Origin of the sequence: Antarctobacter jejuensis (assembly GCF_052266595.1) — a bacterium.
Lineage (GTDB): Bacteria > Pseudomonadota > Alphaproteobacteria > Rhodobacterales > Rhodobacteraceae > Antarctobacter > Antarctobacter jejuensis.
In genome coordinates this window covers 219,555-232,837 of record NZ_JBQQXJ010000008.1, presented here as the reverse complement: position 1 = coordinate 232,837, position 13,283 = coordinate 219,555, and the positions used below count along the sequence as shown (strand labels likewise).

Here is a 13,283-nt window from a genome sequence, read left to right as displayed (position 1 = left end):
CCTTCGCGCCTGTCCCTTTTGCGGGGACACTAGACTGCATGACGCGGGTGTCCAGAGGCGCCCGGACGTTCGCCGATGTTATCTGGCCAAGGTGACGATCCGGCGGGCGCCATAACCGTTGAAGCGCGTGCACAGGGCTGTCGAGTAGGCACCGCAGGCGTGGAACAGAAGATAGTCTCCTTCTGCAATGTCGCCGGGCAGGTTCACCCGGTCTGACAAGCGGTCAAGGCTGTCACAGGTCGGGCCAAAGAGGACGGTGGCGCGGCTTTCCCCGGTTCTTGGATTCCCGTCGGCGGACAGGGCGCTGATCCGGTTCGAGGGGCCAAGATCCCGCCATTCGCTGAGGCCGCCGTAGATCCCGTCATTTAGGTACAGCGCATCGCCGTCGCGCGCCTTTACCTGCAGGCCCAGTTCGAAGGCATCGGCAACCATCGCGCGGCCCGGTTCGCAAACCAGCGCCGGGGCATCGTCGCCAAAGGCCGCGCGGACAGCCGTTTCGATACGGGCGAACAGCGCGGGCAGATCCGGCGCGGGATCTTCGCGGTGCGCCGGGAAGCCGCCGCCGACATTCAGCCGGTGCAGGCGCACCTCTGCCCGCGTGGCGATTTGTGCGCAGGCGTGAATATAGCTGACCCATGCGCCCGCATCGCGGCATTGGGTGCCGGGATGAAAGGTCATCGACGTCAGGCCGCCACGCGCGGCCACAATGCGCAAAAGGGTTTCTGCCGCCTCCATGTCGGCCCCGAATTTGGAGCCGAAGTCATAGGCCGCTCCGGCCACCGGCAGTTTCAGCCGAACGGCGATTTCCTGCCCCTCGATCCGCCCAAGCTTGTCCAGTTCCGCCATGCGATCCACGGACCATGACAGGACGCCATGCCGACGGGCCGCTTCGATCTCGGACCTGCCGCGAACCGGGTTGTGGTAATGCAGATGCGCCTTGGGCATCACCACGCGCACCAGTTCCATTTCCTCGGGCGAAGCCACGTCAAAAGCCGTCAGCCCCGCCTGCCCCAGAACGGACAGAACGCTGGGATCGGGATTGGCCTTGACCGCATAGGTCACTTCGCCGGGGAAGTGATCCAGAAACAGCCGGGCCGTGGTGTGCAGCCGCGCGGGATCGAAGAAAAACACCGGTTCATCGGGCTGTTCGCGCGCCATCCAACGCGCGGGGTCCGCCTGAAATGCCTGCTGCAGTACCATTATTTTTGCCTCCTGTTCGCTCGCAGAAACAGAATGCCGCTTGAACGCGTCAAATTCACTTGGCACTATGGACGTATCGCAGTCAAAAATCGGCAAAATGACAGAATGAGTCTGCAAATTGACGATACGGATCGCGCCCTGATCGCGGCACTGGCGGAAAACGCCCGGCTATCGGTGACGGATCTGGCGCGGCGACTGGACCTTGCCCGCACCACCGTACAGGCGCGTCTTGACCGGCTGGAAAGCCGTGGCGCCATCGCGGGTTACACCCTTAAACGCGGACCGGAGCTGCGACCGAAACTGCGCGCGACCGTGTTGATATCAGTCGAACCGCGCGCCACCGCCGCCGTGCTGTCCCGGTTGAAATCGCTGAGCGCCGTCGAAACCGTGCACACGACCTCTGGCCGGTTCGATCTGATCGCCGTGGTCAGTTCCGACACGACAGAGGCTCTGGACCGCACGCTGGACGCCATTGGCGAGGCCAAGGGCGTCAAGGGCTCGGAAAGCCTGATCCACCTCAGCACGCGGATCGACAGGGGCAGTTGAGCGCGCCTTGGGCAGGCTTTCAGGTTACTTTGCTGGGGAACGACACCCCAACGCGGCCAAGATCAGAGCGTCACTCCGCCTCTTCTTCGGTCCCGTATTTCTTGAACAACCCGCCTTGGAACATGAAAAACAGGAACACCGCCGCCGTCAGGCCGAAGGTCTTGAAATAGACCCATGTTTCCGTGGGCATGGTGCGCCAGATCAACTCGTTCAGCACCGCAAGGGCAAAGAAAAGGCCCATCACCCGCTTGGTCAGGATCATCCAGCCTTCCTGTTTCAACGGCACCAGCCCTTCCATCACCAGTTGCAGCCAGCTTTCGCCGCGCATCAGCCCGATGGCCAGCGCACTGCCAAACAGCAAGTAGATCAGCGTCGGCTTCATCTTGAAGAAACGGTCATCGTTCAGCCAGACGCTGAGGCCGCCAAAGACCACGATCAGTACCGCCGTCACAACCTGCATCCGGCTGAGGTGCCCGGTCAGCTTCCACAGGATGCCCATGCAGATCAGGAACACCGGGATAAAGCCCGCCGTGACCACGATGAACCCTTCGTACTCCGTGCCGCCGATGGTAAAGATCCGGTCCTTCAGCCAGAGATAGGCAACGAAGAACGCAAGGATCGGGCCGAATTCCAGCGCCGTCTTGACCATCGGATTGACCTTCTGCGTTTCCATGAAAACTCCTGTCGTTTCCGCATCAAATAGGCGCTTCAGCCGCCAACCTCAACGATGACCGCACCAAGGGCGATCAGGGCCATCAAGGTGATGCGCCGTGGTCCCACGGTTTCGCGCAGTACCAGCCAGCCGATGACGGCGGCGAAAACCGTCGAGGTCTCTCGCAGGACAGCCGCCTCTCCCACCTTGTCCAGCCGCGTGGCCAGCATGACCGCGCCGAACGATCCAAAGGCGACCAACGCTCCGATCACCCCGCGCGCCATCAGCGGGCGCAGCGCAACGCCCGACAGGCGATGGCGCAGCGGTGTCACCATCATCAGGATCGGAAAATCCAGCGCCGCGAGGAAAAAGAACCACGCCAGAAAGGTAAAGGGATCCGCGGTCGCCCGGATGCCATAGGCGTCATAGGTGGTGTAAAGCGCCACGAACAGCCCGGTCGCCAACGCATAGCCCAGCGCCGGGGCAAGCGTTTCACGCGCGGTTTCCAGAAAGATCAGGTTGTAGACCGCAAGGCCAAAAATCCCCGCCAGCAGGACACCAAGGCCCAGCCACTGCGTCGCTGTGAAACTCTCACCAAAGATCAGCCACGCACCGATCACCGCAAACAGCGGGCCGGTGCCGCGCACCACCGGGTAGACAACCGTGTAGGCGCCACGCGTGTAGGCCATCGCCTGCAGGATCTTGTAGATGAAATGGATCACCACCATCCCGGCAAAGATCGGCCACATGTGCGGCTCCGGCCAAGGAACCAGAAAAAGCATCGGAAAGGACAGGACCACAAGGCTGATGTCGATGGCGACGCGCGTCACCCATGGATCGTGCCGACCCTTTTGCAGCGCGCCAAAGACCGCATGCAGAAAGGCCGCAAGCAGGGCCAGAACAAGCGCAAGTGTATGCCCGCTTTCGGTGCCTTCGATTGACAGGAGATACTGAGACATTCTTCCTCCGTTGCCGCGCTTTTGTGCGCTTTCTCCGCGGAGGGTTCAACAACACCTGCGAGCGACTTGAGTTGGCCAATGAAGGCGCTTACCCATCTGTTATTAGGACGCTCAATTGGGAGGTGACATGAAGAATCTATTTCTTGGATCGGCACTGTTGTTTGCGGGATCGGCAGTGCAGGCCGCAACCATTCTGGAATTTGTCACAAGCCCCAGCCTGACCACGCCGACCCTTGCCGCAAGCGCGACGGGTACCGGCGTGACAGCCACGGAAATGACGGCCGGGTCAGGCCTTGTTGCGAATACCGGTTCCACATGGAACTGGCGTGATTGGACCAACGGCGATGGCAGCGTGAACACCGACAGCATCGCCGCAATCACAAACGGCAATTTCTGGAATTGGAGTTTCAGCAGCACGAAAGCCTATGACCTCGATGCATTTGACATCCTGCTGGACCGGTCCAGCACGGGTCCCCGGCAGTTCGAGCTTCTGGCCACGATCAACGGCGGGTCCGCGACGGTGCTTTTGAGCGACGATTTTGGCGACTCGGCAAGTCCCAGGATTTATGCGGATGTCGATCTCTCGGCATACACTGAGGTCACCTCGATGGAATTCTATCTTGCCGCGTTCGGTGCGGACAGCGGAGGGGCGTTGAGCGTCGGGACTTTCGATCTGGAGAAGAACGCTGGCTATCCGTATTCGTTTCAGCTTCGCGGTGACAAAACACCAATCGCTCCTGTCCCACTGCCCGCTGGCGGGTTGATGCTGCTTGCTGGCATCGCGGCCTTGGCGATGAGCCGCCGCACCTGATGCCATCAGTCACGTATACAGGCCACAAGACAGGTATCGTCCCGCCGCCCTGATCGCGCCGACCCGCAGAGTTGCGGGTATCAGCCCTCGAGGCCGGTCAGCGCGGCGGCAAATTCCTCGGGGTCGAAGGGAGCCAGATCGTCGATCTGTTCCCCCACGCCAATGGCATGGATCGGCAGGCCGAACTTGTCCGCCAGCGCCACCAGAACACCGCCCTTTGCGGTGCCGTCCAGCTTTGTCATCACAAGGCCCGACACGTCCGACAGCTTGCGGAAAATCTCGACCTGGCTGATGGCGTTCTGGCCGGTGGTGGCGTCCAGCACCAACAGCGTGTTGTGCGGGGCGTCGGGGTCCTTCTTGCGGATCACGCGGACGATCTTGGCCAGTTCCTCCATCAGGTCGGCGCGGTTCTGCAAACGCCCCGCCGTGTCGATCATCAGGAGGTCCGCGCCTTCCGCCTGCGCCCGTGTCATGGCGTCGAAGGCAAGGCTGGCGGGGTCCGACCCTTCGGGCGCTGTCAACACCGGCACATCGGCACGGTCTCCCCAGACCTGAAGCTGTTCCACCGCCGCCGCGCGAAAGGTATCGCCCGCCGCGATCACGACCTTCTTGCCCGCTGCCTTGAACTGGCTGGCCAGCTTGCCGATGGTCGTGGTCTTGCCGGACCCGTTGACGCCCACCACCAGCACCACCTGCGGTTTCTTGGCATAAAGCGGCAGGGGCCGGGCCACCGGCTCCATGATGCGGGCGATCTCTGTCGCCAGCGCCTGCTTGATCTCGTCAACGGAGAGTTTCTTGCCAAAGCGCCCTTCGGCGATGTTGGCAGTGACACGCAGCGCGGTATCGACGCCCATGTCCGAGGCGATCAGCAGCTCTTCGAGCTGCTCCAGCATGTCGTCGTCCAAGACGCGCCGCACCACGGGCGCGCTGTCCTCCCGCCGGCCCATGAACCGGGACAGCAAACCCGCGCGCGGCTTGTCGGCCTCGGGTTTTGGCGATGCGGCGGGTTGAGACGGGGCTGGTTCTACTTTCGGCGCAGGCTCTGCTGAGGGTGCGGGTGCAGGTGCAACGGCCTGCTCTATGGGCATTGGCTCCGGCGTCGGCTCTGGTGCCGGTTCCTGTTTCGGCGTCGGTTCAGCTTTTGGCGTCAGCTTCGGTTCCGGCGTCGGTTCCGGTTCCGGCACCGCCGGTGTTGCCGGTTCGGGCGCGAGATCGGGGGCGGTTTCCTCGCCGCCATCCTGCACGATCGCGTCCAGTCCCTCATCCAGCTTGGACGAGGATTTGAACAACTTGTTCTTGAGTTTGCCGAAAAAGGACATGGTGCCGCCTGTCAAAGATATCCCTCTCACCTAATACGCTCGGGCCTCTAATAAAAGTGTGAGTTGACCGCCGCGCGCCCGCGCCGGTTAATGCGCTCATGCGGGTGTGGGTACAGGTCCTGGCGTTTCTTGCTCTGGTGCATGGGGCGGCGGCTGAAGAAGAGGCCGGGACGATGTGCTCGGCCGGGGCCTTTGGGCATGTCCAGTGCATCCGGCCAGCGCATTTTGTGCATGACACCTGTCAGGCGCTGGAACGCTTCGCGACAGAGCACCGGCTGGACCCGCATTTCTTTGCGCGCCTGATCTGGCAGGAAAGCCGTTTTGACCCGAACGCGCTCAGCCACGCAGATGCTCAGGGGATCGCGCAATTCATTGCTTCCACGGCCAAGCTGCGCGGGCTGAAAGATCCCTATAACCCGGCCGAAGCGCTTGAATATTCTGCCGAATACCTCGGAGAGCTGCGTCGGCGATACGGCAATCACGGGCTGGCAGCAGTGGCCTACAATGGTGGTGAACGGCGCGCCGACGGGTTGGTGACGCGGACCGGCGGACTGGCCCGCGAAACCATTGACTATGTACGGATCATCACCGGCCTGTCGGCAGAGACATGGCGCGATGCCACACCCGACAAGCCCGATTTTTCACTGGACCCCGACAAGGGGTTTCGCGCCGCCTGTTACGCGCTGGCGCACAATCGCCGCCTGACCGCCTACCCCAGCCCGGAACCATCCCGCCCGCCGTGGGGCGTACAGATGGCCTTTGGCACCACCAAGGATCGCGCGCTGACCCAGTTCCGGCAGCGCGCCCGGTCCTGCGCCGGTGTCGTCGGTCAGGAAACCCCCGATCTGGTCTGGCAAAAGAGCCGCGCCAGCCCGAAAGGCGGGTATTTCATGGCCCGCCTTGGCCGGACCACCCGCGATGCAGCATGGGATCTGTGCCGCAGGCTCAAGGCTTCTGGCTGTGTCTGCGCCGTCTACCGAAACGACTGACGCCTTGTCAGACCTCGTCGGGAAAGTGTTTCATGGTCAGCCGGATCGGGTTCGGCGCGGCCTGCCCCAGTCCGCAGATAGAGGCATCCGCCATCGCCTGGCACAGTTCCTCCAGCAAGCCCTGTTCCCAGCGTTCCGCGCTCATCAGCTTGACCGCCTTTTCACACCCGACGCGGCACGGCGTGCACTGGCCACAGCTTTCATCCTCGAAGAAGCGCAGCATGTTCAGCGCCGCGTCCTTGGCGCTGTCCTTGTCCGACAGGACCACGACCGCCGCTGAGCCGATGAAGGATCCGTGCGGCTGCAAAGTGTCGAAATCCAGCGGAATATCATCCATCGATGCAGGCAACAGTCCCGAGGACGGGCCGCCCGGCTGATAGGCCTTGAAGCTGTGCCCCTCAGCCATGCCGCCCGCAGCCTCGATGATGTCCAGAATGGTCGACCCGGCGGGCAACAGGTAGACGCCCGGTGTCGCCACACGCCCAGAGACCGAATAGGAGCGCAGCCCCTTGCGCCCATTTTTTTCGGTGGAAGACAGAACCTCCGGCCCCTCGCGGCAGACCTTGGCGACCCAATAAAGCGTCTCGATATTGTGGACCAGCGTGGGCTGGCCGAACAGGCCGACCTGCGCCACATAGGGCGGGCGATGGCGGGGCAGACCGCGCCTGCCTTCGATCGACTCTATCATCGCGCTTTCTTCGCCGCAGATATAGGCACCGGCGCCCCGGCGCAGATCGATAAAGCCCTTTTCCACGATGCCGGCATCTTCGATCAGGACGATCTCGCGCCGCAGGATCTCCAGAAGCGCCGGGTATTCATCGCGCATGTAGAGATAACAGCGCTCGGCCTCGACCGCCCATGCGGCGATCAGCATTCCCTCAAGGAAAACATGGGGCTCCCGTTCAAGGTGAAAGCGGTCCTTGAAGGTTCCTGGCTCCCCTTCGTCACCGTTCACGGCCAGATAGCGCGGACCTTCGTTGGCCCGCACAAAGCCCCATTTCTTGCCGGACGGAAAACCGGCCCCGCCCAGCCCGCGCAGGCCCGACGCCAGCACCCTGTCCTGAACCGCTTCCCAGTCGCCATTGGCGCGCAGATCCTTCAGCGCGTCATAGCCCCCGTCTGCACAATAGGCCGCAAACCCCTGATAATCGGGCATATGCGCATGGGTGTCGCCCGCGGCGATCGCGGCGCGGACCTTGTCGACGGTGGCATGGTCGATATGGTTGTGACCCAATTCCAGCACCGGGGCAGTGTCGCACCGGCCCATGCAGGGCGCGCGCAGGACACGCACCTGTTCAGGGTCCAAGCCGTCCTCCAGCGCCGCGCGCAGCTGTTCCGCCCCGGCCAGCTCGCAGGAGAGAGAGTCGCACACTCGGATCGTCAGCGCGGGGGGCGGCAATTCCCCTTCGCGCACGATGTCGAAATGGGCGTAGAAGCTGGCCACTTCATAGACTTCGGCCATCGAAAGGCGCATTTCCTCGGCCAAGGCCCGCAGATGGGCCGCAGACAGGCATTTATGCGCGTCCTGGATCAGGTGCAGGAATTCGGTCAGCAGGTCGCGCCGGCGCGGGCGGTCTTCCAGCAGCGCGCGCACCTCTGCAAGGGCCTGATCGTCGATCTGGCGGCCCTTGGGCGTCACCCGCCCCTTGCCCTTGCCCGATTTCCAGACGCCCTTGCGTTCGTCGAGTGCCATGCCGCTCTCCTTGTGTCCTTGCGCGGACCTTATAGCCAGTTCGCCGGTTTGCGGCGCCGGAAAACGACCGATTTGCGCAGGCAAACGCCCAGAAAAACCCCTGAAATCGCCTCAGGCGGAACGGAAAGTTCCGATATGTTAAATCGTGGGAGATATGGGAACAGACATGATCAGATTTGCGCTCGCCACATTGGCCATGGTTGCGCTCTTGGCGGCGGCCCTTTTGATCGGGCGGCCCTTTCCGGCGCTTGCGCTGCTCTATGTTTCTGTCTTCACGTGGTTCATGGACCGGGTCGTCGCCCTGGCGGCGGCGGATCATCCCGGGCAGGAGTTCCCAACGGGGGATGCACTGTCGATCCTGCTGGGGATCCTGCATTTTCCGCTGCTTTACGGTGGCGTCTGGACGATTGCCGTCAGCGCCATGCCGATCCTGGACAAGACCCTGATATTTTTTGCACTTTCGCTCTACCTTGGACAGGTGAGCAACTCCAACGCGCATGAGTTGATCCACCGCGCGCCGCGCTGGATGCGGCGTCTGGGCGTTGCGGTCTATGGCTCGGTCCTGTTCGGGCATCACGCCTCGGCCCATCTGCGCGTGCACCACTTTCACGCCGCGACACTGCTGGACCCGAATTCGGCGCGCTTTGGCGAAAGCTTTTATGCTTTTGCGGTGCGCGCCTGGGTGGGTTCGTTTCGCCGCGGACTGGAGGCCGAATCGCGGCTGCGCCACCACAAGGCTGAGGGGCTGCACCCCTACCTTGTCTATGCGGGGCTGTCGGCGGCCTCTCTGGCGCTGGCCGCCGGGCTGGCCGGGGGCAAAGGGGTGCTGATCCTCGTGATCATGTCTGCCTATGTGCAGGTGCAACTGCTGCTTTCGGACTACGTGCAACACTATGGGTTGCGCCGCCGTTCGCTGGCCTCTGGCCGGTTTGAGCCGGTCGGCCCGCAGCACAGCTGGAACGCGCCACATGGCTTTTCCTCAGCCCTGATGTTGAATGCGCCCCGCCATTCCGATCACCATGCGCATCCTGCGCGCCCCTATCCGGGGTTGGAAATCGACCGCCCAAGCATGCCGATCCTGCCCTACAGCCTGCCGGTCATGGCGGTGATCGCCCTTGCGCCCCCGGTCTGGCGCCGGGTCATGGACCGTCGTGCCCTGCGCTGGTCCGGCGTACAGGCCGCCACGGGGCCAGTGCACCGGCCAGACACCGCCTATGGTTAACCATTCATGAATCCCTGACTACCGAAGCCGCGGCACATCTGGCATTTTCGCGGTCATGAAACAGATCTTCGCCATTGCCTTGTCCTGCCTGACAGCTGTGCCCGCGCTGGCGGCAGAGCCCATGTCGGCCTCTGACTTTGAATCCTACGTAACCGGCAAGACGCTGTACTTCGGCCTCTACGGCAACGCCTATGGGGTCGAGGAATACCTGCCGGACAGACAGGTGCGCTGGTCCTTCCTCGACGGCAAATGCAAGGACGGTTTCTGGTATGAAGACGCCGGCCAGATCTGCTTTGTCTACGAGGACGATCCCGCTCCGCAATGCTGGAGCTTTTTCAAGGAAGGGACCGGCCTGCGCGCAGTCTTTGAAAACGATCCGGCCAGCACCGTGCTCTACGAGGCCACCCAGGACGATGAGCCGATGATGTGCCTTGGTCCGGACGTGGGCGTCTGACCGCGCCGGGCGTCAGCCCAGGGCGGCCATGCTTTGCCTGATATCGTCACAAAGGCTGTCAACGATGGCCGGTTGCCCGGTGCCGATGTAAAGGTTGATCTTCTGCATCCCGAGATCGGGCAGGCCACCCCCGACAATAGGCGATAGATACTCTGCGAAATGCCCGTCCAGCCGCGCGGTGATCGCCAGATCCGCGCTGACCGTTGCGTCGATCGTCGTGTCGCTGTCCGAATCCACCGCCAGTTCCCAGTCCAGCCCCGCCGCGTCCAGCCGGCGCATCGCCTCTTCCCGGAACCCGCAGGTTCGGGCAAAGGCAATCCGCAGCGGCCTCTGCCGCCACGCCTGCCCGTCCGGCGCCCCAATCCACCGCAGCGGCACGTCCAGCAGGGTCTCTCCACCGGTTTCGACCACGGATTCGGTCGTCAGGATGATGTCCATCTCTCCGCGCGCAAACTGGGCTTTCAACACCCGGGTGAACGAACTGAACAGGTTGACCCGGACCCGGGGATGCGTGCGACCCATCCGGGCAAGGACCTGCGGGATCACCGGGTAGACGATATCCACCGGCACCCCCAACTTGATCTCGCCCTCCCAGCCATTGTCGGTCAGGCGGGTGTAGACCTCGTCGTTCAGCTCGACCATCTTTTGCGCGTAGCCCAGCAACTGTGCCCCTGCCGGGGTCAGCGACACCCCGCGACCAGAGCGGTCGAGCAGTTTCTGGTCCAGCATCTCTTCCAACCGCTTGATCTGCATGGAAACGGCGGATTGCGTCAGGTTCAGGAACCCGGCCGCGCGCGTCACCCCGCCTGCCTGCGCCACGGCGACGAAAGAGCGCAAGGTGGTTACATCCAAATTCCTCATGCATCACACCTCATGATGGGTAACGTCACATACATTCACTTCCAATATCAATCACAGCGGCGCACATTCATCAACAAGGAAGTTGAAAACACATCAATCCATCAAAATCTGTGAAGGAGACCCTCATGATCTGCGCCCTTGACCCGCTCTTTCCCGGATTGGCCTTGCGCCAGCGCAGACCGCAGTCCGAAACACCCCTGTTCCGTGCCGTTCCCGACAGACGCCGCGGCGCTGCAGGAGCCGAGGAAACGGCCCCGCGTTGGAACGCGCCGGACCACTGGGTCGAACGGGACCGAGATATCTGAGAAAAAGGCGCATCTTTAACCCACGGACTGCGTCGAAAATCTTGAAAATTCCACAATCTCCACCGATATTCCCTAGGAACCCCCGGGTGCACGCGCGCCCGGCCAATCGGAATCCAACGGAGGCTTTTATGGCAGAATATGAAACGGTCCGGGCAGCTGGCGTCTCCGGCGCACGCGCTGCCCAGATTGACGAGGGCCTGCGCGCCCACATGAACAAGGTCTACGGCACCATGTCCGTGGGCACATTCATCACCTTCCTCGCGGCCTGGGCCATCTCTGGTCTGGCAGTGACCACTGACCCGTCGGCGGGTGCGGTGATGTTCCGCGACGGCCAGTACCTGACCAGCCTTGGACAGGCGCTGTACCTGTCTCCGCTGAAGTGGGTGATCATGTTCGCCCCGCTGGCCTTCATCTTCTTCGGCTTCGGGGCCGCCGTGAACCGCCTGAACGCCTCGGGCGTGCAGCTGGTGTTCTACGTGTTTGCCGTCCTGATGGGACTGTCGCTCAGCTCGATCTTCCTGGTCTTCACCGGCCTGTCGATCATTCAGGTCTTCCTGACCACCTCGATCGCCTTCGCCGGTCTGTCCCTCTGGGGCTACACCACCAAGAAGGACATCTCTGGCTGGGGATCGTTCCTGATCATGGGCGTGATCGGCCTGCTGGTCGCCTCGATCATCAACATCTTCCTGGGCAGCCCGGCGATTCAGTTTGCCGTGTCGATCCTGGGTGTTCTGATCTTCGCGGGCCTGACCGCCTACGACACGCAGAACATCAAGAACACCTACATCCAGCACGCGGCACATGGTGACAAGGAATGGCTGGGCAAGGCCGCCATCATGGGCGCGCTGAACCTCTATCTGGACTTCATCAACATGTTCATGTTCCTGCTGCAACTGCTGGGCAGCCGCGAGTAACAATTCGCGCCAAACGTGTTATAGGGAGAGGGCCGGTCGAAAGACCGGCCCTTTTTCGTGTGTGCCGAGGGGCCGTGGGAGACGACATGCCGATCATTACCGAAGACACCGTGCGCCGGAAATCCGGGGACGGGGCGCTTGGCGCCTACGAGGCGCTTTTGTACAGCGACAGCGGAGACCTGACGCAATTCGGCGTCGTGGTTGAAATCCTCTCTCCCGGTGCAAGAACCTCTTATCCCCACTGGCACGAAAGCGAGGATGAGTTGGTCTATGTCCTCGACGGCACGGTGACGCTGATCGAAGGTGATAACGAAGACGTGCTGACAACTGGCGCCGCGGCAACCTTTCAGGCCGGGGTCGAGGTGCCGCACACATTCGTGAATCGCAGCGACGCACCTGTGCGGCTGCTGATTGTCGGCACGCGTGCCCCTCGGGACCGTGTCCACTATCCCACCGAAGACCGCGTTCAGCACATCGAGCGGAGCAGCGAAGAGGAACGCCGCTGGTCGCGCCTGAATGGAGCCCCTGCAGAACCGCTGCAAGGCTGACCTCTACAACACGCGCCGCATTGCGACCGCCGGAAAAGCGATGCCGCCGCGCAGGGTCACCTCTGTTGCGCCCTCGGCCTCGAATCCCATGGCGGCATAAAAGGGTTCCGCCGTCCGGGTGCTGATGCAATGCAGCGCGGCCAGGCCCTCTGCGCGCGCCTCTGCCATGATATGATCCAGCAACATGCGGCCAACGCCACGGCGGACTGCCTCGGGGTCGGTGGCCACATGCCGCACGTGGCCAAGGCCGGGCTGCGCGCGGCCGTCACCCGGGGCCTGCCGGGACCAGCCCCCTGCCCCCAGAACCTGCCCCTTGGCATCCTCCACAACAAAAAAGGAACCGGAGGCAACAAGCGCCGGCTGCGCACGGGCCATGACGGGCACCGCGATGACCAGCACCGAGGGCGGATAATCCGGTGCCAGCAGCCGCGAATAGCTGCGCTGAAACATCCGGTCCAGCGCGCCGATATCATCGCGATCGGCGCGGCGCAGGGATATCGCCCCTGTCATCCGCTCTTTCCCGTCAGCATCGGCGCTCCCCTCCAACGACAACGACGAAAGGGCCGCGTGAGGTATCCCTCGCGCGGCCCTTGCGGGTCAAAGTCAGCCAAGGATGGCTTACTTGATCTTGCCTTCTTTGTACTCCACGTGCTTGCGCACAACGGGGTCGTACTTTTTGATGACCATCTTCTCGGTCATGGTCCGGGCATTTTTCTTGGTCACGTAGAAGTGGCCGGTGCCTGCTGTGGAGTTCAGGCGGATCTTGATTGTGGTGGGCTTCGCCATGGGTCGTCTCCTGCAACACGGGGC

At 62.7% G+C, this 13,283-nt stretch carries 16 protein-coding genes; 8 read left to right on the top strand and 8 right to left on the bottom strand.

Going from position 1 to position 13,283, the window contains the following annotated elements; genetic code table 11:
* Positions 1–78 precede the first annotated feature (78 nt).
* Positions 79–1,200 carry a type III PLP-dependent enzyme gene (locus ACTXGA_RS13835; protein ID WP_443394564.1) on the bottom strand — a complete coding sequence of 374 codons (1,122 nt, stop codon included), beginning with the start codon at positions 1,198–1,200 and terminating at the stop codon, positions 79–81.
* Between the two features lie 111 nt (positions 1,201–1,311).
* Here ACTXGA_RS13835 and ACTXGA_RS13830 point away from each other — a divergent pair, with 111 nt between their 5' ends.
* Positions 1,312–1,746: an Lrp/AsnC family transcriptional regulator gene (locus tag ACTXGA_RS13830; RefSeq protein ID WP_443394622.1), complete on the top strand. Its 435-nt coding sequence runs from the start codon at positions 1,312–1,314 to the stop codon at positions 1,744–1,746.
* Positions 1,747–1,816: 70 nt separating this feature from the next.
* Here the strand turns inward: ACTXGA_RS13830 and ACTXGA_RS13825 are convergent, their stop codons facing one another.
* Both ACTXGA_RS13825 and ACTXGA_RS13820 read right to left on the bottom strand, forming a co-directional pair.
* Entirely contained in the window at positions 1,817–2,419 is a 603-nt protein-coding gene (locus ACTXGA_RS13825; protein ID WP_443394562.1) for an inner membrane-spanning protein YciB, read from the bottom strand.
* A 35-nt stretch (positions 2,420–2,454) separates the two neighbouring features.
* Entirely contained in the window at positions 2,455–3,357 is a 903-nt protein-coding gene (locus ACTXGA_RS13820) for an EamA family transporter (RefSeq protein WP_443394560.1), read from the bottom strand.
* 115 nt (positions 3,358–3,472) lie between these two features.
* Here ACTXGA_RS13820 and ACTXGA_RS13815 point away from each other — a divergent pair, with 115 nt between their 5' ends.
* On the top strand, positions 3,473–4,168 hold the full coding sequence (locus tag ACTXGA_RS13815) for a VPLPA-CTERM sorting domain-containing protein (protein ID WP_443394558.1): 696 nt from the start codon (positions 3,473–3,475) through the stop codon (positions 4,166–4,168).
* An 80-nt stretch (positions 4,169–4,248) separates the two neighbouring features.
* On the opposite strand, the gene ftsY is transcribed toward ACTXGA_RS13815, so the two are convergent.
* Positions 4,249–5,487: a signal recognition particle-docking protein FtsY gene (gene ftsY, locus ACTXGA_RS13810; protein ID WP_443394556.1), complete on the bottom strand. Its 1,239-nt coding sequence runs from the start codon at positions 5,485–5,487 to the stop codon at positions 4,249–4,251.
* A gap of 98 nt (positions 5,488–5,585) precedes the next feature.
* Here ftsY and ACTXGA_RS13805 point away from each other — a divergent pair, with 98 nt between their 5' ends.
* A complete protein-coding gene (locus ACTXGA_RS13805) occupies positions 5,586–6,476 on the top strand; it encodes a lytic transglycosylase domain-containing protein (protein WP_443394554.1) in 891 nt (296 codons plus the stop codon).
* A 7-nt stretch (positions 6,477–6,483) separates the two neighbouring features.
* Here ACTXGA_RS13805 and ACTXGA_RS13800 read toward each other — a convergent pair whose 3' ends face one another.
* The gene (locus ACTXGA_RS13800) at positions 6,484–8,169 is read right to left on the bottom strand and encodes an NAD(P)H-dependent oxidoreductase subunit E (protein WP_443394552.1); all 1,686 of its coding nucleotides are present in this window, start codon (positions 8,167–8,169) and stop codon (positions 6,484–6,486) included.
* Positions 8,170–8,335: 166 nt separating this feature from the next.
* Here ACTXGA_RS13800 and ACTXGA_RS13795 point away from each other — a divergent pair, with 166 nt between their 5' ends.
* On the top strand, positions 8,336–9,391 hold the full coding sequence (locus tag ACTXGA_RS13795) for an alkane 1-monooxygenase (RefSeq protein WP_443394550.1): 1,056 nt from the start codon (positions 8,336–8,338) through the stop codon (positions 9,389–9,391).
* 55 nt (positions 9,392–9,446) lie between these two features.
* Positions 9,447–9,845 carry a hypothetical protein gene (locus tag ACTXGA_RS13790; protein WP_443394548.1) on the top strand — a complete coding sequence of 133 codons (399 nt, stop codon included), beginning with the start codon at positions 9,447–9,449 and terminating at the stop codon, positions 9,843–9,845.
* A gap of 12 nt (positions 9,846–9,857) precedes the next feature.
* On the opposite strand, the gene ACTXGA_RS13785 is transcribed toward ACTXGA_RS13790, so the two are convergent.
* Positions 9,858–10,706: a LysR family transcriptional regulator gene (locus ACTXGA_RS13785; RefSeq protein WP_443394546.1), complete on the bottom strand. Its 849-nt coding sequence runs from the start codon at positions 10,704–10,706 to the stop codon at positions 9,858–9,860.
* 125 nt (positions 10,707–10,831) lie between these two features.
* On the opposite strand from ACTXGA_RS13785, the gene ACTXGA_RS13780 reads away from it, so the two are divergent.
* The 3 genes from ACTXGA_RS13780 (at position 10,832) to ACTXGA_RS13770 (ending at position 12,473) form a co-directional block, all read left to right on the top strand.
* Positions 10,832–11,011 (top strand): hypothetical protein, encoded by a 180-nt coding sequence (locus ACTXGA_RS13780; RefSeq protein WP_443394544.1) that lies wholly within the window; start codon positions 10,832–10,834, stop codon positions 11,009–11,011.
* Positions 11,012–11,139: 128 nt separating this feature from the next.
* Complete coding sequence (locus tag ACTXGA_RS13775) at positions 11,140–11,925, top strand: Bax inhibitor-1/YccA family protein (protein ID WP_443394542.1); 786 nt, start codon at positions 11,140–11,142, stop codon at positions 11,923–11,925.
* Between the two features lie 86 nt (positions 11,926–12,011).
* Complete coding sequence (locus tag ACTXGA_RS13770; RefSeq protein WP_443394540.1) at positions 12,012–12,473, top strand: cupin domain-containing protein; 462 nt, start codon at positions 12,012–12,014, stop codon at positions 12,471–12,473.
* A 3-nt stretch (positions 12,474–12,476) separates the two neighbouring features.
* Here the strand turns inward: ACTXGA_RS13770 and ACTXGA_RS13765 are convergent, their stop codons facing one another.
* Both ACTXGA_RS13765 and rpmG read right to left on the bottom strand, forming a co-directional pair.
* Positions 12,477–12,983, bottom strand: coding sequence for a GNAT family N-acetyltransferase (locus tag ACTXGA_RS13765; protein ID WP_443394539.1), 507 nt, complete (start codon positions 12,981–12,983; stop codon positions 12,477–12,479).
* 108 nt (positions 12,984–13,091) lie between these two features.
* Positions 13,092–13,259 carry a 50S ribosomal protein L33 gene (gene rpmG, locus ACTXGA_RS13760; protein ID WP_008233681.1) on the bottom strand — a complete coding sequence of 56 codons (168 nt, stop codon included), beginning with the start codon at positions 13,257–13,259 and terminating at the stop codon, positions 13,092–13,094.
* Between the last annotated feature and the right edge of the window lie 24 nt (positions 13,260–13,283).